Here is a 25,720-nt window from a genome sequence, read left to right on the forward strand (position 1 = left end):
TCAACATCGGTCTGGCACTTGACAAAAACATAGGGACACCCCCCGTTTACTAAACGAGCAGCATCCGCGTCCTACCCATGCAGGCGGTTAGCAGCACAGACCAAAGCGGAGAGCACGGAAGCCTCCGGAGTCTGGCCGAAGCCCATGGTCCACACATGGTCATTGTTGTGACCTGCATAGACAAAGGTAGCCGTAGCCTCGAAAATCTCGAACTGGTGGAACTCCACGATTTCAACGCGGTAACCTGCATCAGCCAGCAAGTTGGTGCAAGCCGACACCGGCCCCATAGCGGTGATTTCCTGGGTGAAAGTGCGAGTGTGGTCGTCCTTGTCGGTCAGTGTTAAGTCAGCGTTGAAATTCCAGCGCCCCAGGGTGCCACGGGTTGCGTCGAAATTCTTGATCTGAACCGGGCCGCTCGTGGGGGAGTAAGTGTCCTTGAACTTCTGCCAGTTCATGCCACGGGCTTCCTGCCTCAAGCCACGAGGCAGGCGATGTCCGAATCGAGCCCTAAACGGATCGTCGGAATAAGTTCGCACATTGCCATTGTCCTGGTGCTCCAACGAAGGGCGCTTGCCCGTGAACGTCGTCGAAGTGGACATGTTCTTCTGGGTGCGAGTGGGAAACATTCTTTTCTGGTCCTTTGCTTAGTTGCTTTTGCTGTGAGTGGCGGACCAACCAAGTGCTTTGAGAAGTTGCGGCCAGAGACCCCGTGTGGAGGGGTCAGTCCTGTCGGCCTCCACCGGGGTTCGTAGCCTTCGCTACTCGAATAAGAATGTTCTGCTGCATGGGTGGAACCTTACTACAGGTAAAAGATGTGACACAAGTCATTCAATCAATATCTTTGGTGGATTCTTTGCTGTCCCCGTTAAATTCCGTTGACAGAGGCCAGGAAAACCGCCTCGCCAATAGCGATGTCGCGAATCTCGTTCGGGTCGACCGATTCATCAGCCGAGTGGATGCGAGCCTGTGGCTCCTCCACGCCGTAAAGCGCGATGTCAGCACCTGGTACGGCGTCCAGCAGGGTGGCGCACAGCGGAATTGAGGCGCCCTCGCCCATGCTTGCGGTCTCCTTGCCATAGGCGGCCGACAGGCTGTCAGCGACCAGTTGCACAACCTTGCCCTCAACGTTGGCCCGGAACGGGTTAGCCAGCTCGTCGCGTTCGACCGTCACCTTCACGCCCCACGGAGCATGTGCGCGCAGGTGATTTTCCAGCGCGTCCTGCGCCTCAGCCGGATCAACGCCGCCTGGGATGCGGAAGTTAATGTGCGCCATGGCGGTCGACGAAATCGCGTTGACAGCATTGGTTGCCGGTGGGCAGTCGATGCCGGTCACAATCACCGACGGGCGCGCCCAGGTCAGATCGGAGACGGAAGTGTCCTCGTTGCTAATCAGGCCCACTCCATTGAGCACGCCGGCGTCAGCGCGGAAAGTCTCTGGCGAGTAGTCCAGGCCCTCCCACCGCTGCGAGCAGTCCAGTCCATCAATAGAAGTAAAGCCATTTTCATCGCGCAGGCTGTCGAGCATGCGAATCAGTGCCGCCAGCGCATCCGGGGCTGCGCCGCCGAACATGCCCGAGTGAACCGGCTGCTCCAGCGCATCGACGCGTACTTCCACATCGGCGGTGCCGCGCAGAGTGGTCACGAGCGTCGGCTGGCCAACCTCGGCATTGCCGACATCCGCAATGAGGATGACGTCGGCGTCGAAAAGCTCTGGCTGTGTGGCGATGAGGTTGTTCAGGCCCGCCGACCCGCGCTCCTCGGAGCCCTCCACGATGAGTTTGATGTTTGGCATGTCGACGTGGCCCGCAAGAGCGTCGTCGCGCAGCGCGCGCAGCGCAGCCAGGTGCATGACCACGTTGCCCTTGCAGTCGGCAGTACCGCGTCCGTACCAGCGACCGTCGCGCTCATCGAGCGTCCACGGATCCGCGGTCCAAGCGGATTCGTCGCCCGCCGGCTGGACGTCGTAATGGGAGTAGAGCAGTACGGTCTTCGCGCTTTCCGACGACCCGGGGATGAAACCCGACAGTGCAATCGAACCGTCGATGGTGTGATGCGCCTCTAGCTCGATACCCAGCTCTGCGTACATGTCAGTAACCGCCTGGGCTGCGTCGATGCAGGCCTGCTTGGTTTCTTCGGTGCCGTGTACGGATGGGAAAGCGACCAGCTCGGTCAGCTGAGTGCGGATGGTCTCGCGTTGGCTGGAGATGTGGTCTCGCAGGGTCTCCGTGAGTTCCTTATTAATAATGCTCATGTGCGACAGTGTAGGCGCACAACCATGATGGCGTTGGAAGTGGCATAAGGAGTGACGCCAGGAGTGACAATGCTTAACCTTGCACTCGATGGGGTTGAGTGCTAGAAAAGTGAATTAGCACTTGCTCTAATTGAGTGCTAATAAAAACAACTTCACACCTTGTGTATGCGTGTGCTGAAACAAGTGTTGAAAAGTCGTTAAAAAGTACAGTGTTGACTCCGGTGATGGAGAGGGCGGCGCTTCCCTCGAATCACATGCCGTCGCGGGCGCCTGGGTCAACTTCCAATGTAAGTGCCACATAAATAGACGGAGGATTCTTCAAACCTCATGGCTAAGATGATTGCATTTGACGAGGAGGCCCGCCGCGGTCTCGAAACGGGTCTGAATACCCTGGCAGACGCTGTCAAGGTCACGCTGGGCCCGAAGGGTCGCAACGTAGTCCTCGAGCGCAAGTGGGGCGCACCGCTGATCACCAATGACGGTGTCTCCATTGCACGTGAAATCGAACTTGAGGATCCTTACGAGAAGATCGGCGCTGAGCTGGTCAAGGAAGTTGCCAAGAAGACCGACGACGTCGCTGGTGACGGTACTACTACCGCTACCGTTCTGGCTCAGGCTCTGGTTTCCGAGGGTCTGCGCAACGTTGCTGCTGGCTCCAACCCGATGGGCATCAAGCGCGGCATCGAGAAGGCTGTCGCGGCTGTTACCGAGAAGCTGCTGGAGTCCGCTAAGGACATCGAGACCAAGGAGCAGATTGCTGCTACCGCTGGTATCTCCGCTGCTGACCCGGCTATCGGTGAGCTGATTGCCACCGCTATGGACAAGGTCGGCAAGGAAGGCGTCATTACCGTGGAAGAGGCCAACACCTTTGGTCTCGACCTGGAGCTGACCGAGGGTATGCGCTTCGACAAGGGCTACATCTCCGGTTACTTCGCCACCGACATGGAGCGCCAGGAGGCCGTTCTGGAGGATCCGTACATCCTCCTGGTTTCCGGCAAGATCTCCAACATCAAGGACCTGCTGCCGCTGCTGGAGAAGGTCATGCAGTCCGGCAAGCCGCTGCTGATCATTGCTGAGGACGTCGAGGGTGAGGCTCTGTCCACCCTGGTCGTCAACAAGATCCGCGGCACCTTCAAGTCTGTCGCTGTGAAGGCTCCGGGCTTCGGTGACCGTCGTAAGGCAATGCTGCAGGACATGGCTATCCTGACCGATGGCCAGGTCATCTCTGAGGAGGTCGGCCTGTCGCTCGAGACCGCTGACCTGCCGCTGCTGGGTCGCGCTCGCAAGGTCGTCGTCACCAAGGACGAGACCACCATCGTCGAGGGCGCTGGCGAACAGTCCGCTATCGAGGGCCGCGTCAACCAGATTCGCGCTGAGATCGAGAACTCCGACTCCGATTACGACAAGGAGAAGCTGCAGGAGCGCCTGGCTAAGCTCGCCGGCGGTGTCGCAGTCATCAAGGCTGGCGCCGCAACCGAGGTCGAGCTCAAGGAGCGCAAGCACCGCATCGAGGATGCCGTCCGCAACGCAAAGGCTGCTGTGGAAGAGGGCATCGTCGCTGGTGGCGGTTCCGCACTGCTGCAGGTCTCGCACGTGCTTGACGACGAGCTGGGTCTGACCGGCGACGAGGCAACCGGTGTCCGCATCGTGCGTGCGGCTCTCGCAGCTCCGCTGCGCCAGATAGCTCTGAACGCTGGTCTCGAGGCTGGCGTCGTCACCGAGAAGGTTGCTTCCCTGCCGCAGGGCGAGGGTCTGAACGCTGCTACCGGTGAGTACATCGACCTGATGGAAGCCGGCATCAACGATCCGGTGAAGGTTACCCGCTCCGCACTGCAGAACGCTGCTTCCATTGCGGCTCTGTTCCTGACCACCGAGGCTGTTGTCGCTGACAAGCCGGAACCGGCTATGCCGGCAATGCCGGGTGGCGACGAGATGGGCGGCATGGGCTTCTAAAAGAGGTCCCAACTGCTTGAGTTAGCCTTAAAAATCGCCGCTGAGGGGTGTCCCTCAGCGGCGATTTTGCTCTGTAACTTGAGAAAGTTTAAGTCCCCGAACCCACCCTCGTCGCATCAGATGCCTCAGCGCTTGGTAGTGAAAAATAACCGATGATCTGTACCCATGTACGCAATGCCGAGGACTGTCTGTTATTAATCCTGCTGCCTCAGTACAGGTGAGATCTTTAGGTGTCCCTTTAAGGCCAGAGACAGGCCGTCGCGCTCGCCGACAATCTGGATGCAACTACCGACTTATCAAAGTGTGAAATTCTTCTGGTCTCGCTACCGAACCCTGCTTGCTATTCGGCCGGCTTATTCGCGGCCTCGATAAGCTCGGTTGACCAGTTCGCCTGCTGAATACGGGTATCCAAGTCCCGGTATTCCTTCGCCGCCTTGTCGGCTTTCTGGCGCAGCGACCGGATATCCACAGTGGCGACATAGCGAATCTCCGAAGCTGAGTATCGATCCCGCCGACCCGAGCCCTGATCGGCTGCGGAGGTGTAGAACCGCCGCCGTGTTAGCAGGTGGTCGCGCTTCGCAAGTGCGTCGCTAAGCGTTCCGTCCTCGAAGGCAGTAGCGGAATTCGTTGCGTTAATCGAGCGCACCAGCCATTCGAAGCGCGCCATCAGACGCTCGGCTTCGGCAATAAGCGCTTGCGGATCTTCATCAGGCGTATCGCCTTCCTGCACCTGCGCCACCAGCGCGAGACGGCGATTAATCTCAGCCAGCCGGTCGGAAACTTCGGATCGTGCGGCAAGAGCCTCGGATAACAACATGGCATTTATTGTACGCGCAGTGCTTATCGACGGTCGCTGCGTGCAGTCCCACCCCCTCAATTTCGGTAAGACGGAACGTTAACTGCTGGGAAATTGCAGGTAAGGGCACCCGCATGGGGGACGTGTGGTAGAGAAATTCAGTAGGATAAGGGGTATGGCTGACAAGAATGAAGAGGAATTCCACATCGTCGATTTGGCGAAGACCGAAGGTTACGTCGTCGATGATTCTGATGAGGACGATCCGGTACTGGTCACTCCAGACGGTGAGCGGGTTGATACCTGGCGCGATGGCTACCCGTACGAGGAGCGCATGACGCGCAAGGAATACGAGTCTATTAAGAGGAAGCTGCAGATTGAGCTTCTGAAGTGGCAGAACTGGACCAAGGAAACTGGTCAGAAGCACATCATCCTCTTCGAAGGCCGTGACGCCGCTGGTAAGGGCGGTACCATTAAGCGCTTTAACGAGCACCTGAATCCGCGTGGTGCTCGAACTGTGGCTCTGGAAAAGCCGTCGCCGCGTGAGTCCACCTCGTGGTACTTCCAGCGCTATATTGAGCATTTTCCGTGCGCTGGCGAAATCGTCTTCTTCGACCGTTCTTGGTACAACCGTTCGGGCGTTGAGCGCGTGATGGGTTTCTGTACTGAGTCTCAGCATGCAGAGTTCCTGCGTGAGGTTCCGATGCTGGAGAACATGATTCTGGGCTCCGGTATTTCGCTGACCAAGCTGTGGTTCTCGGTGACCCAGAAGGAGCAGCGCACTCGCTTCGCTATTCGCCAGGTCGACCCGGTACGTCAGTGGAAGCTCTCTCCGATGGACCTCGCATCGCTGGACCGTTGGGGTGACTACACCCGCGCGAAGGAAGAGCAGTTCCGTTACACGGATACCGATGAGTCCCCGTGGATTACCATTAAGTCCAACGACAAGAAGCGTGCCCGCATCAACGCGATGCGTTATGTGCTGAGCAAGTTTGAGTACACGGAGAAGGACCACGAGCTGGTCGGTACTCCGGATCCGAAGATTGTTAAGCGTGGCCGCGACCAGATTGGTGACTAATTCGGTGGCTCGTAACTGACAAAATTCTTGTCTAGAGGTAACGCCCGCATGAGTGCTCAGGCACTCGGCGGGCGTTTTCTTATGGCGGGCGGCGGCGGGCCAATCCTCCTGTGGCTGGGGACCCGGGACCACCGCGAGTTAGTGACTGAGTTTATGACAAAAACGGCCAGAAATTTTGCTCGAAAGTGTCATAAACTGGGTCAGTTTCACATTTGCAGCCCGTCAGCTTTTAGTCCGTCAGGCCTTAGCCCGCCAAGTCAGTTTTTCGCCGCCAGCTTGCAGCCTCTACCCCTCAATCAACTCCTGTCCCCAGTAAGAATCAGGGGTAGTGCCAGGGGCGATCCAATACACAGCGGAGCCGATGTGACGGTTCCACTCATTGAGCAAATCGCCGCGATCCAAACGGGCCTGGATTGCACTGAATTGGTTGTCCGGGTTCTTCTGGAATGCAACCCAGACCAGGCCAACGTTCGGTCCTTCGAACGGGAAGGCCGGCTCACCGGGCTGGTCTTCGTAGGCATAGGCGCGGCGACGCAGGGCGTCGTCAGGCTGACCATCCTGCTCACGGGAAAGCGCCAAGTGAGACTGGCGGTGGATGAGGTACTCGCCCTGGTCATCGACGGCGTCCATGTCCTCTTCATCGAACTCGTCATTGCCGCCGGAAAGAGGAGCACCGGTGTGGAAGTCACGACCGATAACGATGGAACGATCGTCGGTGCTGAGCTCATCCCAATTGTTCAAGTCGAGCGCAATACGGCGAACAACCATCACGCACGAGTTGTTAATCGCCTTGTCCTTGGAGTCAATCCACACCTGTTCGGACCATTCCTCCGGAGTGGACGGGTTGACGGTGCCGTCGAGCTGGCCCAGCGGGTTGCGTGGGGTAGCGCCGTGAGGCTGCGAACCCCAGGCGTAGGAAAAGCCCTTCTGGAACCACTTCACGCGAGCCCACGGAGCCGCCTTCTTTTCCAGTAGACGGGACGCGGCCGAAACGGTGACGAGGTCATCACCACACAACTGCAGAGCGAAGTCAGACTGACCCCACTCAGGGCGGAGCATGTCATGCTGGAATGACGGGATATCGTGCAGACCAGCCGGCTTGCGCCCTGGTTTGCCGAGGACGTCGAAGATGCGCTCACCGAAACCGGCTGTGATAGTCAGGTTTGCAGTGGCTGCAACCATTTCCGGTTCCAGATACCCCTCGATGTCCTGGCCTTGGGTGAGGCGGCGGGCAACGTCGGTAAGCGAGGAGAACAGTTCCTTCAAATCTGCTGCGTCGATGCCGTCCTTCAAATCGAATGCGACGAGGCGGAGATGTGCTTGGCCGGGCTGTTCAACGCCTGACTGGACCGGGCCATCGAACGGAATCTTGGCGCCCCTCAGGGAAGGTCCGGAAGCCTGTGTCACTCGAGGTCACTCCTTGAAAAGAGGTAGAATAAATAGCTTTTATGACTACGAGCTTAATCACTTTGGTCCCAGCAGGAGAGCATCAAAGCAAAGGCTCGGGGAGGGGGCTAAGTGAATGAGATATTTGTATATTGCGATATACTTCACATCCACAGCCGCCTCGAAGGTGTTCATTAAGGAAAGTGCTGCATATCGCACGTTTTCCGCGCAAGGTGTGTTTTGAGCCTAGCGCGCATAAGGCCTTCGAGTTATGCAGGGGAATCCCGGTGCAAGTCCGGAACTGTCCCGCAACGGTAAGCATCACTGCCAGAGCTTTGGTTTATCCGACGCGTTGATAACCAATCTTTTCAGTGATGACAAGTCCGAATGCCTGCCGGTTGTGCAATTTCATACCCGATGCTGATCACGACTGACGAGGAAATCACGAGATCATGGCAATTCACGCAACCCTCGCGGGCATTCCGCGGATAGGGCGTAATCGTGAGCTCAAAAGAGCTCTGGAAAACTACTGGCGCGACCCGGCGACCGGCGGCCTGCTGGCCGCGACGGCGCGCAACACTGTCAATAGCTACATTGGCGCAGCGCTGAAGGCAGGAATCGACTCGGTTCCGACAATTGGGCGCTCGTTCTACGACTCTATGCTGGATACATCGGCGCTGCTCGGAGTGCTTCCAGCCCGCTTCCAGAATGTCCCGAAAACGGACGGTTCCAACCTACCGGAATGGATCAACCACTACTTCGCCGCCGCTCGCGGTACGAAGACGCAACCGGCATCCGCAATGACCAAGTGGTTCGACACCAATTACCACTACATTGTTCCGGAGCTGTCAGCCGATACTGAATTTACCTCTGACCTCACTGACTGGTTGGATGATTCCTGCAGCTTAAACAATGGCGCCACCACCATGCTGCGCCCTCATTTGATTGGTCCTGTGACCTACTTGAGCCTGTCGCGTACCGACGATGATTCGAACCCACTTGGCCTTTTGGAAAAGTTGACCGATGCGTACGCGGAAATCATCGCTCAACTGGGGGATAAGGGCTTTGAGTGGATTCAGCTCGATGAGCCAGTATTGGTCACTGACCTCGATGAAGTGACTCTTGCTAGGATTCGCCAGGCCTACGAGAAGTTGGCCGGCGTGGCGGAGTCTGCGAATACCAAGTTGTGGGTGCAGACCTACTTTGGTGATGGTGATCAGGCGCTGGAAACCCTTTCTGGCACAGGCGTGCAGGCCATTGGTTGCGACCTGGTAGCAGGTAGCTTTGAGTTGCCGCATTGGACCGGCAAGGAACTGCTGGTTGCGGGCATTGTTGATGGGCGTAATGTGTGGCGCACCGACTTGGATGCAGCTCTGGCGACGCTGGAGAAGCTGGCAGCCCGAGGCCCCATCGCGGTGTCGACTAGCTGTTCGCTGCTACATGTCCCGTACTCCCTGACCTCGGAAAACCCGAGCGAAGAAGATGCCGAGGTGCTGCAGTGGCTGGCCTTCGGCGATGAGAAAATTGCCGAGGTGACCCTTTTGGCGAGGGCGCTTGATGCCAAGTTGAATGACCGCCAACTCGATGCCGCGGATTTGAAGGTGTTGAGGGAGTCCCGGGCAGCACTGGCATCGAGGGCAGAGTCGAAGCGGATTGTTAAGCCTGAAGTTCGTGAAGCTTTGGCGGCAATCGAGGATAGCGACCGTAACCGTTCCCCGTTTGCGGCTCGCCAGGCGGCTCAGGCTGAGGCCCTTAACCTGCCTCCGCTGCCGACCACCACAATCGGTTCCTTCCCGCAGACCAATAGCATTCGTCGTGCACGTGCGCAGTTGCGCGCGGGAGAGCTCACCCCAGTCGACTACGAATCAGCAATGCTCGCTGAAATTCGATGCTCCATTGAGCAGCAGGAAGAATTGGGACTCGATGTGCTGGTTCACGGCGAACCTGAGCGCAATGACATGGTGCAGTACTTCTCGGAGCAGCTGGACGGCTACCTCGCGACCGCCAATGGCTGGGTCCAAAGCTATGGTTCCCGCTGCGTGCGGCCGCCGATTCTCTACGGTGATATCACCAGGCCAGAGCCAATGACGGTGCAGTGGTACAAGGCAGCGGCAAACATGACTGACCTTCCCGTCAAGGGAATGCTCACCGGGCCGGTGACCATGTTGGCATGGTCGTTTGTCCGTGATGACCAGCCCATCGGTGACACTGCGGATAACGTTGCGCTGGTTTTGCGCGATGAGATTGCAGATCTCGTGGCCGCTGGAGCGCAAATCGTGCAGGTCGATGAGCCAGCCATTCGCGAGTTGCTGCCCCTGAATGAAGCGGACCAGCCCGCCTACCTGAAGTGGGCCGTAGGTTCCTTCCGTCTGGCTACCTCTGGTGTGGCTGACGACATTCAGATTCACACGCATATGTGCTACTCGGACTTCAATGAGCTTATCGACACCGTCGATGATCTCAACGCCGATGTCACGTCCATCGAAGCAGCTCGCAACGGTATGCAGGTGCTCGCAGCGCTGAAAGATGAGGGATACGTTCGCGGGATTGGTCCAGGTGTCTGGGACATCCACTCGCCTCGCGTGCCGACGGACGGAGAAGTCAACCAGCTCGTGGAAGATGCGCTTGAAAGCGTTGACCCCAACCTGCTGTGGATTAATCCGGACTGTGGTCTAAAGACCCGAGGTTGGGAAGAGGTTACGGCTTCACTGAAAGTATTGGTAGCCGCAGCTCAGCAGGCTCGGTTGCAGCTAGCAGAGTAAGTCGCGAACTGCATAGCCGCAAAATAAATAGTGGGTTAAGTAGCAAAAAGTGTGTCCGCTCGGCGTGTCGCCGGGTGGGCACCTTTTGCTACTTAGCCCTACTTAGCCCCAATGCGAGTTAGTGACCTCGGTTATGGCTGGCAGCGGGCCAATGGAGTTACTGACCGCGTTTATAGCAAAAATTGTCCGAAAAATGGCTTGAAAGTGTCATAAACTCTCACAGTTTCACATTTGCAGCCCGTTGTGCCTACCAGGCTCCTACCTAAGCCCCCCACTCAATCCGGGCTACTTCTTGGCCACCACTGGCTCAATTGGGTTACCTCGCCAGGAGGTGTGCGCAGGAACATGGTCACCGCGCATGACGAGAGAACCGGGTTCGACGCGGCAGCCGTCGTCAAGCACAGATGCCGGCAGTGCGACTGAGTGCGGTCCTAGGACGGAGCCGTGTCCGATGTGGACGGTGTCGAGCGTCATCACGCGGTCGGTGAACAGGTGCGTCTGAACGACACAACCACGGCCGACAGAAGCGCCCCGCTCGATTTTGACAAGGTCGGTCTCGGGCAGCCAGTACGTCTCCAGCCACACCCCGTGGCCAACGTTCGCGCCGAGCAGACGCATCGCGCGTGCGATACCGCCGGTGGCCATCGCCGGGTTCAGGTACCACGGTGCGGCAACCATTTCGACGAATGCATCCTGCAGCTCATTGAGCCAGACGAACTTGCTCCACAGTGGGTGATCACCGGGCTTGTGCTTGCCGACGCACACCCACTTGGCCACGACCGTGATGAGCAGCCCCAGCACACCAACAATCAGTAGCACGGCAGGGGAGAGCAGCCACGCGACCAGCAGGCCGAGCAGGGCAGCGCCAACGCCACCTGCAGTGACCAACTCCGCGGTGAACATGCCAAGGGCCTGCAAGATAAACAGCGTGACCGTAGCCAACATGAGAGAGACCATCGGTGCCAGGACGCGCAGTGTCTCGACGATGCCGCGGGCGACCTTCAATCCCGTAGTCGGACGGTAGGTCTGCGCCGACTCATCGCTGGAGACGGTGCCCACGCGGCGCATGCGCTCTGGCGGCGAACCCCACCAGTTGGAGCCGGACTTGGTCTTCTTCGGGGTAGAGGACAGCACGGCCACCAGCGAGTTCTTCGCCAGCTTGCGTTCTGGAAGCGTGATGCCGGAGTTGCCCAGGAAGGCGCGCTTGCCGATGCGGGAGTCACCCACCAGCAGCCAACCGCCGCCGAGCTCGTAGCTGCCGACCATGGTGTCGTCAGCCAAGAAGGACTCGTCCTTGACGTGCAAGAACTTCGGAATACCGATCGCGGTGGAGACTTCGCTGTCGTGACCAATTTGGGCGCCCAGTGCACGCAGCCACAGCGGCGTCAACATGGAGGCGTAGATGAAAAATAGGTCGTGACGGGCAGCGTCCATCAGGCGAATTGTCGCCCACGACTGCCAACCCACGCGCGAACGCACCGGGAACACTCCCGGCTTCAGGCCGATGCTGAACAGGCGCACGAGAATCAGCGTCAGCAGGGCATACACCGCAACACCGACGAAGGTGGCGGGAATAGCCCACAGCACGGCGCTACCCAGCGTTGGCCAGAGATTCGAGGTGGTTAGCTCGGTGGTGCCGTCGATAAGCCCCGTGCCCCAACCGATGACAGCAGCCATCGCGACCGCAGCGGACAGCGGCACCAGCGTCAGTAACACAGCAGTAAGACCGTAGATAGCCACCCAGTGGCGACGCGCCGGCGGGACTTCCTCCGGGAAGCGGTGCTTGGACCGGCCGACCTTGCGAGCCGGGGAACCCGACCAGCGCGCACCAGCCTTGACCTTCTTTTCACCGGTGACGGTGGAACCCGCCTCGATGTGAGCGTCATTGCCGATACGCGCGCCGGGCAGCAGCGTGGAACGGGCACCGATGCGGGCGTGCTTGCCAATAGTGACCTCGCCGACGTGGACGACATCACCATCGACCCAGTATCCGGACAGGTCTACCTCCGGCTCGATCGAGCAGTAATCATCCAGTTTGACCAGACCCGTCACCGGCGGCAGCGCGTGCAGATTCACGCCCTTACCAATGCGGGCACCCAGCATGCGGGCATACCACAGCACGAACGGAGCGCCCGCCACTGAGTGGGCGCCGGAGCTCTCTGCCAGGCGTTCAGCCGCCCATAGGCGCAGATGCACCGAGCCGCCACGCGGGTAATCACCCGGGGCGATGTTGCGCGTGAGCAGGCGTGTCGTCGCCGCGTTGATGGGCATAACCCCCAGCGGGGTCAGGAACAACACGGCCAGTACAGCCACCAACCAGCCTGGTAGTGCCAGCGGCCCGCCGATAACCCAGTTGATAATCGCAAGCCACGTTACCCAGCGCATGCCACGTGCCCACTGCAGAGGCACCATGAGGCCGACCTGCGCCCAACGGGTCTTGCGGGAGACAGGCGTCGGCTCGGGCACCTTTTCCAGGTGGGCGGTGGGGTCTGGCGCGTCGGCAAGCATGTCGTCGCTGATGAAACCGCGAGCGACCAATTCCTCGGCGAGGTTTCCCAGGCGTGGGTGGTCGTAGAGATCGCGCACGGCGACCTGTGGGGCGCGCTGACGAATGCGCGCGATGACGCTCGCCGCCGCCAGCGACGTGCCGCCCAGGGCGAAGAAGTCCGAGGCTGCGCCGGGCGCAGGTACGGACAGCACGTCGGCCCAGATATCGGACAGCCATTTCTCCACAGGGCTCAGCTTGTCGACGTCGCCCTCACCCGCACGTGCAGGCAGTGGCCACGGCAACGCCGCCTTGTCGACCTTGCCGGAGGTGCGAACCGGCAGCTCATCCATGATGTGCAGGCGTGGCACCATCGCGGCTGGCATGGCATCGCGGAGGGTGTCCATGCACTTGTCGTAGTCCATGGCTGCGGCGTCGCCACCGGCGCCGACGTAGCCGACCAGGATGGAGTCGCCAGCACCGGTCTTCTGCACCACGACAGTCGCCTGAGTAGCGCCGGGGAGGGCAGCCAGGTGCGCCTCGACCTCGCCGAGCTCAATTCGCCGACCGCCGATTTTCACCTGATCGTCGACGCGGCCGGTGAAGTACAGTCCGTCCTCGTCCATGATGACGTGGTCGCCGGTGCGGTACGCGCGCTCCCAACCGAGAGCTGGCAGCGGTGCGTACTTCTCGGCGTCCTTCTCCGGGTCCAGGTAGCGTGCGAGTCCCACGCCGCCGATGACCAGCTCGCCCTTGGTGCCCGGTGGGACGGGGTTGCCCTCTTCGTCGATGACGGTGAGGTCCCAGCCGTCCAGAGGAAAACCGATGGTCACGGGCTTGCCGGGCCTCAGCTCGATGCCGGAGGCCACGACGGTGGCCTCGGTGGGGCCGTAGGTGTTCCACATTTCGCGCTCTGGGGTGGACAGGCGCTCGACCAGCTCTTGCGGGCAGGCCTCGCCGCCAACGATGAGCAGGCGCACGCTGTCGAGCGCCTCGGCGGGCCACAGGCCGGCCAGCGTCGGAACTGTGGAAACAGCGGTGATGTGGCGGGAAATCAGCCATGGGCCCAGGTCCACGCCGGAGCGCACCAGCGAACGCGGAGCCGGCACCAGGCAGGCACCATTTCGCCAGGCCAGCCACATTTCCTCACAGGAGGCGTCGAAGGCGACGGACAAGCCGGCGAGAACGCGGTCATCCGGGCCGAGCGGTCCTTCCGGGTGGTTGGCCAAGAACCAGCGGGCCTCCGCATCGACAAAAGCGGCGGCGCTGCGGTGGGTGACCGCCACGCCCTTGGGCTTGCCGGTGGAGCCAGAGGTGAAAATAATCCAGCAGTCATCGTCAGGAGTGGGCTCCTGCGAGATGATCTCGCGTGCGCTCGGCGGCGTCGGTTCCGTCTCTTCCTCGTCGGAGTCGGCGTCGGAGTCCAGCGGGCGGGGGCGATTACGTGCCGTGGAGCCAGCCAAATGCAGGCCTTCAGCATCGAAGTAACCGGCGATACCGGCCTCGCCGAAGACCATTTCTGCACGCTCGTCGGGGTCATCCGCGTCCACCGGAACGTAGGCGGCACCGGCGGCCATGATGGACAAAATTGCCAGGTAGAGCTCGCGGCTTCCCGACGGCATCCGCACACCAATGCGGTCGCCGCGACGGATGCCCTGTTCGTAGAGCCACGTAGCTGTGGAATCAATCTCGTTGATCAACTCCGCATACGTGACGACAACCTCGCCGTCATCGATGGCCTCAGCCTCGGGGAACCTTCGCGCGGTCGCCCGGACAATGTCAATGAGTGTGCGCTCAAGCGGCTGTTCCGTAGCGCGTAGGAACTTCGCTTCAGTGGTTGTCACTTAGAAGACCCCTTCTTATTCTTCTTCTTGCGCTTTTTCTTCTTCGACTTCTTACGTTTAGGACGCGGGGCATCGCTTGACGACGTCGCCTGCGTCTTATTCTCCGCCATGTCCTTGGTGTCTGTCTCAGTGGCCGTGACCTCTGGGGTAGCGGCCTCGGGGTTCTTCGCGCCGGAGTCAGTTTCGGGGCTTGCAGCGGAGTCGTCGGCAAGCGATGCAAGCAGCGCGCGTACCTCGGGTGCGCATTCGGCGACGGCGGCGCGCTCGGCTCTGCGGAGTGAGCGTCGCAGAGATGCGCGGGTAGTGTTGCCCGTTTCTGTCAGTGCGATGAGCTGGCGGCGACGATCCTTGGAGTCTCGGGTGCGCTCGACTAGATTTGCCGACTCCAGAGAGTCAATCAGGCGAACCATGTCCGAGCGGTCCATGCCGAGCAGCGCGCTCAGCTCGGTTTGAGCCATGTCGCCGCCATCGGCGATGGCCTCCAGAACCCAATAACCGCGGATGGAAATCGACTCAATCTGAGTGCGGCCAAGAGCCGCGTTGACGCTGGCACGGACAGCCGCATCGAGCTGTGCCAGGCACCAGGACGCGGATTTGCGCAGGGCGGCCGGTGCGACGGCGGGTTCGCTTGCGGAGCCGGGCTTGCACTTGGACTTAGCGCTGGCCTTGTTTTTGGCTTTCGCTCCCTTGCGAGCCTTCTTCGCCTTGGTGCCGCTCTGTGCGTCGACAGCAGACACCTTCGCGTCTACGTCGGCTGCCACACCACCGCTGGTGTCGGCTGAGTCCGCCGAGGAAAGTACGGATGAATCAGACATACTTCCCATACTAGACAATCTGGGGAACCGTCAATAATGGGACATGGCCAACTAATAATGTCCCTGTTTGCCTGCGGATTGTTAGAAGGTCTGTGCTTTGGGGTGGGTAGATAAAAGAAAAACTGCCCTGCGGGTAGGCAGGGCAGTTGTAGTTGGTTTAGTTGGCCTTCTCCATTGGGCGGCCGAAGTGCTCCCAGTCGATCATGCCGCCGGTGATGACGATGGTGTCGATACCGTTCTTCTCCAACCAGGAAGAAACCTGAGCGGCACGTCCACCGGAGCGGCACATCAGGTAAATGTCGGAATCCAAATCCAGCTCGCCGTAGCGGGACGGAATCTCTTCCATGGGGATGTGAACGGCGCCGGTGGCGTGGCCGTCATCCCACTCCATCTGTGAGCGGACATCAATGATCTGTGCGTCTTCGGGTACTTCAGATACGTTTACGGTTTCCATAGTGCGCACTATACGCAATCTGGCCTTATCGCCGGAAGCACAAAGGCCGCCGGAGGAAAACTCCGACGGCCGTAGCGCTGAATCACAGGAACTGCGTCAAAGGTGCGAGCCCCAGAAAGGGAGATTGGCTAGCGCAATTCTTACTTGTGGCTCTTACTTGTGGCGCTCGATAGCCTCAGCCAGGATGCGCTCAGCCTCAGCCTTGTCGCCCCAGCCCGAACCGGAAACTTCCTTGCCCGGCTCCAGGTCCTTGTAGTGGACGAAGAAGTGCTCAATCTCGTCCTTGGTGAACTGGGAAACATCGTCGATGTCCTGGTAGTGGTCGAAGCGGACATCATCCAGGACGCACAGCAGCTTGTCGTCGCCGCCGGCCTCGTCGGTCATCTTGAAAACGCCGAGCGGACGAGCCTTGACAATAACGCCCGGGAAAACCGGCTCCGGCAGGATCACGAGAGCGTCCAACGGGTCGCCATCCTCGCCGAGGGTTTCATCGATGAAGCCGTAGTCGGCCGGGTAGGCCATTGGGGTGAACAGGTAGCGGTCGAGGTAGACCTTGCCGGTCTCGTGGTCGACTTCGTACTTGTTGCGCTGACCCTTCGGGATCTCAATAGTGACCTCAACGCTCACGGCGATGACTCCTTATAATCGGTGTACACTTCTCTGACGGCTATCTTATGCGAAACCCGCTCAAAACCGTTTATTTGTGCACCTTAAGTGAGGTTTTGTTTTCAGGAAGAAGGTGTTTGTGACCGTGGGTAGTACCGACTCTGACAGCTCCAAAACCGCCGCTAAGGGCACGCAAAAATCGCCCAGTTCCGTAAAATCCGGCAAATCCAAGAAGTCGCGCGGACTGAAAATCGGCGGTGCCATCGCCGGTGTTCTCGTTATCGCAGCGGGCAGCGGCGTAGCGGTTGTCGTCAATAACAATCGTCAGATTGTTGTCGATGCACCGCCCGCGGTCAGTCATGTCTCTGCTCCTGTGACGGCGGCGCAGTCTTCGCTTGACGACGGCGCTCTGGCTCAAAAAGTCAGCGCCATCATGGACGCTGCTGCGGCCGATCCAGCCTTCGGTGAGCTGCATGGAATTGTCAGCGATGCTTCGACCGGCCAGAAGCTGTGGGGGGTCAATGACACCGCGGTGGCCATGCCGGCGTCCAGCATGAAGATTCTCACTGCGTCTGCCGCACTGTTGGACTTAGGTGAAGATCATCGGGTTTCCACCCGTGTCTCCCGGGTTACGGGGACTAACGACATCGTTTTGCACGGCGGGGGCGACCCCACCTTAAGCAAGGACGGGGAAGGGTTCTTCCAGGACTCGGCTTCACTCGCTGAGTTGGCGAAAAAGATTTCCGTGGTCATTCCGGAGGGGGTCGGCAAGGTTTATCTCGACAACTCTCTATTCACCGAGAGTTTCCACGAGACCTGGGAGCGTGCGGGGCTGGAGGACGGCTACATCGCACCGGTGGAGTCGGTGATGATGGACGCCGGTCGTATCGATCCGACGAATGAAGAATCGCAGCGCAGCGCCACGCCCGCCGCGGATGCCGCTGATGCACTGGCCAAGGCGCTTGGTGCGGAAAACGGAGGCAGCTTGAGGGATGCGGCCAAGGATGGTCAGTCACTGCCTCTGGATCCAGACCCCGTCGCGCTCGTGCAGTCGGCCCCGCTGGTTACCCGTGTGCACGAGATGATGAACTACAGCGACAACGTGCTTGCCGAGTCCATTGCCCGTGAGGTGGCTATCTCTCGCGGTCTGCCGCCGACCTTTGAGGGGGCCGCACGTGCCGTGCGCGACACTCTCGCGGAGCACGGTTTTCCTCTCGATGGCGCCGTGCTGTCGGACTCCAGCGGCCTGAGCACGGATAACCGTATTTCTCCGCAGCATCTCTCCGAGGTGCTCAATTCGGCCGCGGGTCCGGTGGAATCGGCCGAGCAGGGGGGACTGGCGGAGTCGCAGGAGTCGTCGGAAAGCGCTGCGTTGCGGTTGCGCCCACTGCTGGATAGCCTGCCGGTGGCGGCGGTGTCCGGCACTCTGGCGACGCGCTTTGCTGGTCAGTCCGGGGCGGGCATCGTCCGTGCGAAGACAGGCACGCTGAATAAAGCCTCGGCGTTGGCGGGATATGTGGTGACGAAGTCGGGACAGGTGCTGACGTTCGCACTGATTTCCAACGAGGCGAGCCTGTTGCCGGCAAGAGCTGCGTCCGATAAGGCAGCGAGCGCCCTTGCGGATATCTAAACTGAGATTTATTTTCCACTGAAAATAATTTGAGGAGATGAATCTGCAATGGCCTCTCACACTTCCGCGATTAGGAACTTGCCAACCGTTCGCGAGATTGCCGCACAGGTCCGCGAGGGAAAGCTAAGCCCGGTGGACAGCGTGCAGCGCAGTCTCGACGCTATCGCCAGACTGGATGGAGGGATTCATGCCTTCCGCGAAGTGTGGGCGGATAGGGCTCTGCAGGCTGCGCGGGAACTCGAGCAAAGCGAGAAACTCTCGGAGTTGCCGCTTGCAGGTGTGCCATTTGCGCTGAAGGAAAACACCGCTCTAGAGAACCCGTTTGTCCAGCAGTTGACTAGTGCCGGTGCAATCGCGGTGGGAACTACGGTGAATCCGCAGTTCTGTACGTGGGGGACGACGACGCTGCCGGGACTGGCCGTCGACAATCCGATTCTGCCGGGGCACACTCCCGGTGGGTCATCCGGTGGATCCGCAGCGGCTGTCGCCGCTGGGATGGTTCCGTTTGCGCAGGGCAACGACGGCATGGGGTCACTTCGTATCCCTGCAGCGTGCTGCGGGCTTTCGACCCTGAAGGCGACCCCGGGAACAATGCCGGGGCGCGTGGGCGGCAATGACTGGTACGGAATGTCTGTCCAAGGGGTGCTCACAGTCAATAACGAGGACTTGCGCCTGATCACCAAGATCCTCACAAATGGCATGGTGGATGCGGAGGATCCGGCGAAGACCCTGCCTGAAAACTTCGCCGTCAGCGTGGACACCACTGCGCCCGTATTCGGTTTGAAGGCTGCACCGGAGTACGTCGATGCGGCACAACAGGCGGCGAGAGTATTCGCGGACAAGGGATTTGCCGTCACGGAAAAGAACATGCCGTACCCGCTGAACCCACTGCCGATGCTCGCGCGCTGGACTGCGGGGGTGGCGGATCAGCTTCGCGACGAGCCGCGCCCCGATCACCTGGAGTGGCGCAATCGAGTCCACGCCGGCATTGGACGCTTGCTGCGTTTCACAATCAATGGCCGCCAAGTGGCACGCGATGGCGCTCGCATCGAGCGTGAGCTACCGGGTGACACCATCTTGATTACCCCGGCTCTGGCCAAGAACCCACCGCGAATTCGCGCATGGCATCGCATGCCCTGGATTGTGAACCTGCTGTCCAATCTGCGCTTCACTCCCTACGTCTCGACGTGGAATTACCTGGGATTCCCGGCTGGCATCGTTGTGGAACCGACCTCTGGGTTGCCGGTGCAACTGATTGCGCGCCCGACCCAGGAGCGAATTCTGCTTACCGCGATGGAAACCATCGCAAGTGGTGGGCGCGTTGGCTAGACCTTTTTGGCCGGACCGCAGCCCTCATTTCCTCATCATTCGGCAAGCTGTCCGCGCGATAGTGCAGCAGGTGGGGCAGGAATTGGGCAGCGGTGTCGTCATTGGGCTTTCCGGTGGTGCGGATTCGCTGGCCCTGACCGCCGGGGCCTGTGCGGAAGCTCTCGGGCCCAAGGGTGCGCTGGCCGGCCGCAAAGTCCACGCCGTCGTAGTTAATCATCAGCTTCAGCAGGGCTCTGCAAAAGTTGCCGAGCGCGCCGCCCACATTGCTCGGGGGATGGGGGCTACGGCCGAGGTTATCGCGGTCGATATCAACAACAATTCCGACCGTGGTCCCGAATATGAGGCGCGTTTGGCACGACACGCAGTGCTACGGGAGGTCGCCCAATCTCGAGGTGCGGCGCTGATGCTCGCCCACACCTTGGACGACCAGGCGGAAACAGTTTTGCTGCGGCTGGCCAGGGGAGGCGGTCCGCAAGCGCTGTCCGCCATCCGCGACAACCTCACGTGGTCTGACGGGACTCGGATTCTGCGCCCGCTGCTCGGTGTGCGACGCTCAGATACTCAGCTCTGCTGCGAAGAGCTGGGCTTGAAGGTGTGGCACGACCCGCACAACCATGACGACCATTACGCCCGCGTCCGGGTTCGAAAGACGATTTTGCCGCTGCTGGAGCAGGAGCTGGGTCCGGGAGTTGCGGAAAATCTCGCTAAGACTGCGGCGATTGCAGCAGTCGACAATGACTTTTTGGACGCTCACGCCGATTCGGCTCTGCATGCGCTGCTGGGGGAGGAAGAGGCGTCGGCAAGCGGGAGCCTGTCTGTGCGAGGGGTGGCTGAGCTTGACGACGCCATCGCGGTGCGTGTCCTCGCACGTTGGTTGCGGCAGGCGGGTGCGGAGCCCAGCAGTAAACAGATCGACATGGTGATGGCGCTCGTGCACCGCTATCACGGCCAGGGCGAAGTGCCGGTGACCCGCGGTCGCGATGGTGCTGACAGAAATGCCAGGTTGGTCGTTGAGCGAAAAGATGGCACTCTACAATTGGTAATGAATCGTCCCGCGGTGCCTTAAGAAGGGTGCCGCAATCCAACTTCCGGCGGCTGAGAACAATCGGTTGCCATAACCCTGAACTTGCACTGGGGCAGTTACGCTCCATCGACACGCCGCCATAGAAGTGCGGAAAGGAAATGCGATGCATGATGTGAAGGATTTCAACGTCCCCGCAAACCCCTACGGCGATGAGGTAGAGGCAGTTCTCATTGGCGAAGAGGAGCTGCATGCTCGCATTGCCGAGATGGCGCATCGTGTGAATGAGAAGTACAAGGATGCCGACAACGATCTGATTCTGGTCGCAGTGCTCAAGGGTGCGGTGTTCTTCCTGACTGACTTCGCTCGTCAGCTCAGCATTCCCAGCCAGATGGAGTTCATGGCGGTTTCCAGTTACGGAAACTCCACCTCGTCGTCAGGCGTGGTGCGTATTTTGAAGGACCTGGATCGCGATATTGAGGGACGCGATGTTGTGATCGTCGAGGACATCATTGACTCCGGCCTGACCCTGTCCTGGTTGATGAAGAACCTGCGCAACCGTAATCCGCGCTCCCTGGAGGTCATTACGCTTTTGCGTAAGCCAGAGGCTGTGCGCACCAGCCTGGATGTTGCGGATGTTGGCTTCGACATTCCGAACGAGTTCGTCATCGGTTACGGCCTGGATTACGCCGAGCGCTACCGCGACCTGCCGTACGTCGGCACGCTTCACCCGCGCGTTTACCAGGGCTAGGTCTGTCTTCGGCGCTTATTGCACAGTGCCGATGCTTTACGACGGGCATTGCGCGCGTACCCTCCCGCAGTTCTAGCTGTCTTCTAGCTATGAAAAGTGGGAGTTGGAAACTTTTTTCGGTTGCGATGCGTTATGCCTACTGTGGGGTCAGGTGCCATGAGCCCTGGCCCCACGTTGTGACATTGATGTGTCTTCGAGAAGAACTCGTTGATGCGTACAATTAATAAAAGCAACTAATAGATGTAGAGAGCGAAAAGCGAACCCACTGTATGGACAAGAAAAAGGTGTTCCGGTTTGCCACCGTTGCCGGCATCATCCTGATTATCCTCTTTGCTATTACTCAGCTGGCGGATGATTCCCGGGAATACCGCGAGGTGGATACGTCCGTTGCCCTGACCCAGTTGGATAAGGGCAATGTCACGGAAGCTCAGATTGACGATCGTGAACAGCGAATTCGCCTCACCCTGAAGAAGGGCGTGGAGGTCGAGGGTACTGAGGACGTCACGAAGGTGATGACCAAGTACCCAGCGCGTGCGACCGACCAAGTCTTTGACAAGGTCACCGCCGCCAAGGGTATGGAGAAGTTCGATACCAAGGTCACGCAGGATTCCTTCCTGATGTCCACCTTGGGCTTCCTGCTGCCGATGGTGATCTTCTTCTTCGTCATCATGTACTTCTTCAGCCGCATGCAAGGCGGCAAGAACGGCATGTTCGGCTTTGGTGGCAACCGCGCCAAGCTGCTGAACAAGGAGACCCCGACCAATACGTTCGAGGATGTTGCTGGTGCCGATGAGGCCGTCCAGGAGCTCGACGAGATTAGGGATTTCCTGCAGCACCCAGCTCGCTACGAGGAGCTCGGCGCGAAGATTCCGCGTGGTGTTCTGCTCTACGGTCCTCCCGGTACCGGTAAGACCTTGCTGGCCCGCGCCGTCGCCGGTGAGGCAGGAGTGCCTTTCTACACCATCTCGGGTTCGGACTTCGTTGAAATGTTCGTCGGTGTCGGTGCCTCTCGTGTCCGTGACCTGTTTAATCAGGCCAAGGAAAACAGCCCGTGCATTATCTTCATCGACGAGATTGACGCCGTCGGTCGCCAGCGTGGTGCCGGTATGGGCGGCGGCCATGATGAGCGTGAGCAAACCCTGAACCAGCTGCTGGTGGAGATGGATGGTTTTGGTGATCGTCAGGGCGTAATCATCATGGCTGCGACCAACCGTCCGGATATTCTCGACCCGGCGCTGCTGCGTCCGGGCCGTTTTGACCGACAGATTCCGGTGGGTGCGCCAGACCTGAAGGGCCGTGAGGCAATTCTGAAGGTCCACGCCCGGAACAAGCCGCTGGGTCCGGATGCGGATCTGACGTCGCTGGCGAAGCGCACCGCCGGTATGAGCGGTGCTGATCTGCAGAACGTGCTGAATGAAGCGGCGTTGCTGACCGCTCGCGTCAACGGCAACATCATTACTGCGGATGCGTTGGAAGAGGCAGTCGACCGAGTTATCGGTGGTCCGCGTCGTACCTCCAAGGTGATTTCCGAGCAGGAGAAGAAGGTCACCGCCTACCACGAGGGTGGTCACACCTTGGCCGCATGGGCGCTGAAGGACATTGAGCGTGTTTACAAGGTCACCATCTTGGCTCGCGGTCGCACTGGTGGACATGCGCTGACCGTCCCCGAGGACGACAAGGGCATGTATAACCTGCCAGAGCTCTTTGCCCGTCTGGTCTTCGCCATGGGTGGTCGCGCTGCCGAGGAGCTGGTTTTCGGACTGCCGACTACCGGTGCTTCTGCCGATATTGAGCAGGCCACCAAGATTGCTCGCGCCATGGTGACCGAGTACGGCATGTCGCCGGAGCTCGGCCCGGTGAAGTACGGGGAGGAGCAGGGCGACCCGTTCGTCGGCCGCGGTGGCAGCGGCTCTTTGGACTACTCGCCAGAGGTGGCAGCAACCATTGATCAGCAGGTTCGTTTGCTGATCAATAAGGCTCACGACGAGGCCTACGCCATCCTGAAGGAAAACCGCGACACTCTCGATGTTCTGGCTGAGAAACTGCTGGAGAAGGAGACCCTGCGTCGTCCGGATCTGGAAGTTATCTTCACCGATGTCGTTCCGCGTGAGCGCCTGAACTTCTTCGATAGCGACACCAAGCACCCGGCCGATGGCCGCGAGCCGGTGAAGACACCGGTGGAGTTGGCAATCGAGCGCGGCGAGGAACCGCCGAAGCGTGTCAACATCTTCGCGCCGGTGCGCCGCCGCGAACCAGAGAACCAGGACGCGGGCAACAACGGCAATGGTCAGGGGCCGGCAGGCTCCGCTGGTGCCGGTAATGCTAGTGTCCCGGGTCTGCCGGGCGCCCAGCAGGACCGACCGAATGTTCCGGTTTACGGTGGCACCCCACCGCCGGCTGGTTGGACCGCTCCAGGTTGGCCGCCGAAGGATACCGGCAGCACGCACGGTTCGGCTCCCGCACCGGCACCGGCGCCTGCGCCGACTCCTCGCCCTGAGGGGCAGAATCAGCCGGGTTCACAGGAAGGCCAGGGCAACGCGCGTGGCCAGCACCCGGGCACTGCTAACTACCCGGCAGGTGCGCCGGACTTCGGCTCGAAGGCAACCGGTATTGGTAGCAACGGTGGCAACGGCCCCGCGAATATCCCTGCCCCTCCGAAGATGCCGTGGGACAGGCAGGGGGGACGTCACCGCCAGAACAACTCTGGCAGCGATGCCACCCCGACTACGGTGATGCCGTCGGCAGGACAACAGCAGGAGCTGCGCGGATTCCGCCTGCCGGATAACGAGCAGCCGGAACACACAGAACGTCCGGAAAACGCGAAGAACGCCGACAACTCCGATGACAAGGGTGCACAGATGCACGATTCGGATAAGGACGGCGTCGTCAAGCGAAACGAAGACAACAGCGCCTGGCAGGACAAGCCGGACACCAACGAGGAGCGATAAGTACACATCATGGAGCGCGAATTCGATCAGGGGCGGGCCGAGGCTGCGGTGCGTGAACTGTTGATTGCCGTCGGTGAGGATCCCGACAGGGAAGGCCTGAAAGAGACACCGGCGCGAGTGGCGCGAGCCTACCGTGAGGTTTTCGCGGGCCTGTTTGAAGATCCGTCTGAGGTGCTGGCAAAGACCTTCAACGAGGATCACCAGGAACTCGTTTTGGTCAAGGACATCCCGATTTACTCCACCTGTGAGCATCACTTGGTGCCGTTCTTCGGCGTTGCCCACATTGGCTACATCCCGGGCAAGGACGGTCGCGTGACGGGCTTGTCCAAGCTCGCTCGTCTAGTCGATGGCTATGCGAAGCGCCCGCAGGTGCAGGAGCGGCTGACCAGTCAGGTTGCGGATGCCTTGGTGGAGCGGCTGGATCCGGCCTCGGCGATCGTCGTCATTGAAGCGGAGCATCTCTGCATGGCCATGCGCGGTATCCGCAAACCGGGTGCGCGCACGGTGACCTCAGCCGTCCGCGGTGGCTTCAAGACGGATGCCCGTTCGCGCGCAGAGGCAATGGCGCTCATCCGCAAGAGCTAACGCAACAGTTAAATGGTCGATTGGAAAGGCTGGACAACAAGGTGACTGAATCCCCCTTGCAAGCGCAGGCAGGACAGCCGGCGGAGATGGGTATCGAGAATCAGCTCTGCAAAGTGATGGGCATTGTCAACGTCACCGAGGACAGCTTTTCCGATGGCGGCCTGTACAAGACCTTCGACGCGGCGATTGCCCATGCGCACGAGCTGCTCGCTGAAGGCGCACATATTCTCGACATCGGTGGCGAGTCCACTCGCCCCGGCGCACACCGCGTTTCCGAGGATGAGGAAATTGCCCGAGTCGTACCGGTGGTCCGTGAGCTCGCGGCAGACGGGCACCTGATCAGCGTCGATACTATGCGCGCAAGTGTCGCAGAGGCAGCAATCGCCGAGGGCGCGGTGTTCATCAACGATGTCTCCGGCGGTCTCGCAGACCCCAACATGTACGCAGTCTGCGCCGATGCCGATGTGCCCATCTGCCTGATGCACTGGAAGACCGATCGCTTCGGCTCCGCTTCTGGACGCGCCGAGACTCACCCGGACGGCATTGTCGCCGATGTCCGTGAGCACCTGCTTCAGCTTGTCGACGGTGCCATGGGCGCCGGCATCGTCGAGGAAAATATTGTCCTGGATCCAGGCCTGGGCTTTGCCAAAAACGCCGATGACAATTGGGCGCTCCTCCACGGCCTGCCGGAGCTTATTGACCTCGGTTTCCCCGTATTGGTCGGTGCCTCCCGCAAGCGTTTCGCCGCCGCCGTCGGCAGTGAGGCTCGCGCGCCAAAGCAGGCTGATGCTGCGACTACCGCAATTTCCGCGCTGTCCGCAGCGGCGGGCGCATGGGCGGTTCGAGTTCACAATGTGGCCGACAACCTCGACGCAGTGCGGGTGGCGCAGGCATGGAACCTTGGCCGCTCACTGACCGGTTACACCGCGGCCGGCGACTATCCGGAAGGTGGCTCTAACCGCGCTGCACAGCACGATGAGTCTCCTGCTGAATCGCCAGCCGAGGCGGCTCTGGAAGGAGACGAGTAGA

At 60.1% G+C, this 25,720-nt stretch carries 18 protein-coding genes and 1 riboswitch; of the genes, 10 read left to right on the plus strand and 8 right to left on the minus strand.

Annotation, left to right across the window (positions count from 1 at the left end):
- Positions 1-71: 71 nt before the first annotated feature.
- Together ADB02_RS08670 and ADB02_RS08675 are read right to left on the minus strand one after the other, a co-directional pair.
- A complete protein-coding gene (locus ADB02_RS08670; RefSeq protein ID WP_049190639.1) occupies positions 72-626 on the minus strand; it encodes a hypothetical protein in 555 nt (184 codons plus the stop codon).
- A gap of 239 nt (positions 627-865) precedes the next feature.
- Positions 866-2,251 carry a dipeptidase gene (locus ADB02_RS08675; protein ID WP_049190641.1) on the minus strand — a complete coding sequence of 462 codons (1,386 nt, stop codon included), beginning with the start codon at positions 2,249-2,251 and terminating at the stop codon, positions 866-868.
- Between the two features lie 327 nt (positions 2,252-2,578).
- Here ADB02_RS08675 and groL point away from each other — a divergent pair, with 327 nt between their 5' ends.
- Positions 2,579-4,204, plus strand: coding sequence for a chaperonin GroEL (gene groL, locus ADB02_RS08680; protein ID WP_016421501.1), 1,626 nt, complete (start codon positions 2,579-2,581; stop codon positions 4,202-4,204).
- Between the two features lie 340 nt (positions 4,205-4,544).
- Here the strand turns inward: groL and ADB02_RS08685 are convergent, their stop codons facing one another.
- Positions 4,545-5,021, minus strand: a complete 477-nt coding sequence (locus tag ADB02_RS08685) for a DIP1984 family protein (RefSeq protein WP_049190643.1) — start codon at positions 5,019-5,021, stop codon at positions 4,545-4,547.
- Between the two features lie 154 nt (positions 5,022-5,175).
- Here ADB02_RS08685 and ppk2 point away from each other — a divergent pair, with 154 nt between their 5' ends.
- Positions 5,176-6,075, plus strand: coding sequence for a polyphosphate kinase 2 (gene ppk2 / locus ADB02_RS08690; RefSeq protein WP_005510168.1), 900 nt, complete (start codon positions 5,176-5,178; stop codon positions 6,073-6,075).
- A 285-nt stretch (positions 6,076-6,360) separates the two neighbouring features.
- Here ppk2 and ADB02_RS08695 read toward each other — a convergent pair whose 3' ends face one another.
- Positions 6,361-7,482, minus strand: a complete 1,122-nt coding sequence (locus ADB02_RS08695; protein WP_049190646.1) for a Dyp-type peroxidase — start codon at positions 7,480-7,482, stop codon at positions 6,361-6,363.
- Positions 7,483-7,675: 193 nt separating this feature from the next.
- A riboswitch (cobalamin riboswitch) is annotated at positions 7,676-7,874 on the plus strand.
- Between the two features lie 39 nt (positions 7,875-7,913).
- Here ADB02_RS08695 and metE point away from each other — a divergent pair.
- Complete coding sequence (gene metE, locus ADB02_RS08700; protein ID WP_049190647.1) at positions 7,914-10,223, plus strand: 5-methyltetrahydropteroyltriglutamate--homocysteine S-methyltransferase; 2,310 nt, start codon at positions 7,914-7,916, stop codon at positions 10,221-10,223.
- A 285-nt stretch (positions 10,224-10,508) separates the two neighbouring features.
- Here metE and ADB02_RS08705 read toward each other — a convergent pair whose 3' ends face one another.
- The 4 genes from ADB02_RS08705 to ADB02_RS08720 form a co-directional block, all read right to left on the minus strand.
- Positions 10,509-14,552 carry a Pls/PosA family non-ribosomal peptide synthetase gene (locus ADB02_RS08705; protein WP_049190649.1) on the minus strand — a complete coding sequence of 1,348 codons (4,044 nt, stop codon included), beginning with the start codon at positions 14,550-14,552 and terminating at the stop codon, positions 10,509-10,511.
- Entirely contained in the window at positions 14,549-15,367 is an 819-nt protein-coding gene (locus ADB02_RS08710; protein WP_049190651.1) for a MarR family winged helix-turn-helix transcriptional regulator, read from the minus strand. The genes ADB02_RS08705 and ADB02_RS08710 overlap by 4 nt, the downstream gene beginning before the upstream one ends.
- A 157-nt stretch (positions 15,368-15,524) precedes the next feature.
- A complete protein-coding gene (locus ADB02_RS08715; protein WP_016421494.1) occupies positions 15,525-15,821 on the minus strand; it encodes a rhodanese-like domain-containing protein in 297 nt (98 codons plus the stop codon).
- A 153-nt stretch (positions 15,822-15,974) separates the two neighbouring features.
- The gene (locus ADB02_RS08720; RefSeq protein WP_005510088.1) at positions 15,975-16,448 is read right to left on the minus strand and encodes an inorganic diphosphatase; all 474 of its coding nucleotides are present in this window, start codon (positions 16,446-16,448) and stop codon (positions 15,975-15,977) included.
- A 124-nt stretch (positions 16,449-16,572) separates the two neighbouring features.
- Between ADB02_RS08720 and dacB the strand changes: the two genes are divergently transcribed.
- The 7 genes from dacB to folP all read left to right on the plus strand — a co-directional run bounded on the left by dacB (position 16,573) and on the right by folP (position 25,719).
- A complete protein-coding gene (gene dacB / locus ADB02_RS08725; protein WP_241482445.1) occupies positions 16,573-18,057 on the plus strand; it encodes a D-alanyl-D-alanine carboxypeptidase/D-alanyl-D-alanine endopeptidase in 1,485 nt (494 codons plus the stop codon).
- A gap of 48 nt (positions 18,058-18,105) precedes the next feature.
- A complete protein-coding gene (locus ADB02_RS08730; protein ID WP_049190655.1) occupies positions 18,106-19,386 on the plus strand; it encodes an amidase family protein in 1,281 nt (426 codons plus the stop codon).
- The gene (tilS, locus tag ADB02_RS08735; protein ID WP_224784274.1) at positions 19,370-20,452 is read left to right on the plus strand and encodes a tRNA lysidine(34) synthetase TilS; all 1,083 of its coding nucleotides are present in this window, start codon (positions 19,370-19,372) and stop codon (positions 20,450-20,452) included. The genes ADB02_RS08730 and tilS overlap by 17 nt, the downstream gene beginning before the upstream one ends.
- Positions 20,453-20,573: 121 nt before the next feature.
- Positions 20,574-21,158 (plus strand): hypoxanthine phosphoribosyltransferase, encoded by a 585-nt coding sequence (gene hpt, locus ADB02_RS08740; RefSeq protein ID WP_049190659.1) that lies wholly within the window; start codon positions 20,574-20,576, stop codon positions 21,156-21,158.
- 269 nt (positions 21,159-21,427) lie between these two features.
- Positions 21,428-24,106: an ATP-dependent zinc metalloprotease FtsH gene (ftsH, locus tag ADB02_RS08745; protein WP_049190662.1), complete on the plus strand. Its 2,679-nt coding sequence runs from the start codon at positions 21,428-21,430 to the stop codon at positions 24,104-24,106.
- Between the two features lie 9 nt (positions 24,107-24,115).
- Positions 24,116-24,691, plus strand: coding sequence for a GTP cyclohydrolase I FolE (folE, locus tag ADB02_RS08750; RefSeq protein ID WP_016421488.1), 576 nt, complete (start codon positions 24,116-24,118; stop codon positions 24,689-24,691).
- A gap of 86 nt (positions 24,692-24,777) precedes the next feature.
- Complete coding sequence (folP, locus tag ADB02_RS08755) at positions 24,778-25,719, plus strand: dihydropteroate synthase (protein WP_016421487.1); 942 nt, start codon at positions 24,778-24,780, stop codon at positions 25,717-25,719.
- The last annotated feature ends 1 nt before the right edge of the window (position 25,720 follow it).

This window comes from Corynebacterium sp. 212_CJEI (assembly GCF_001055915.1).
Lineage (GTDB): Bacteria > Actinomycetota > Actinomycetes > Mycobacteriales > Mycobacteriaceae > Corynebacterium > Corynebacterium jeikeium_D.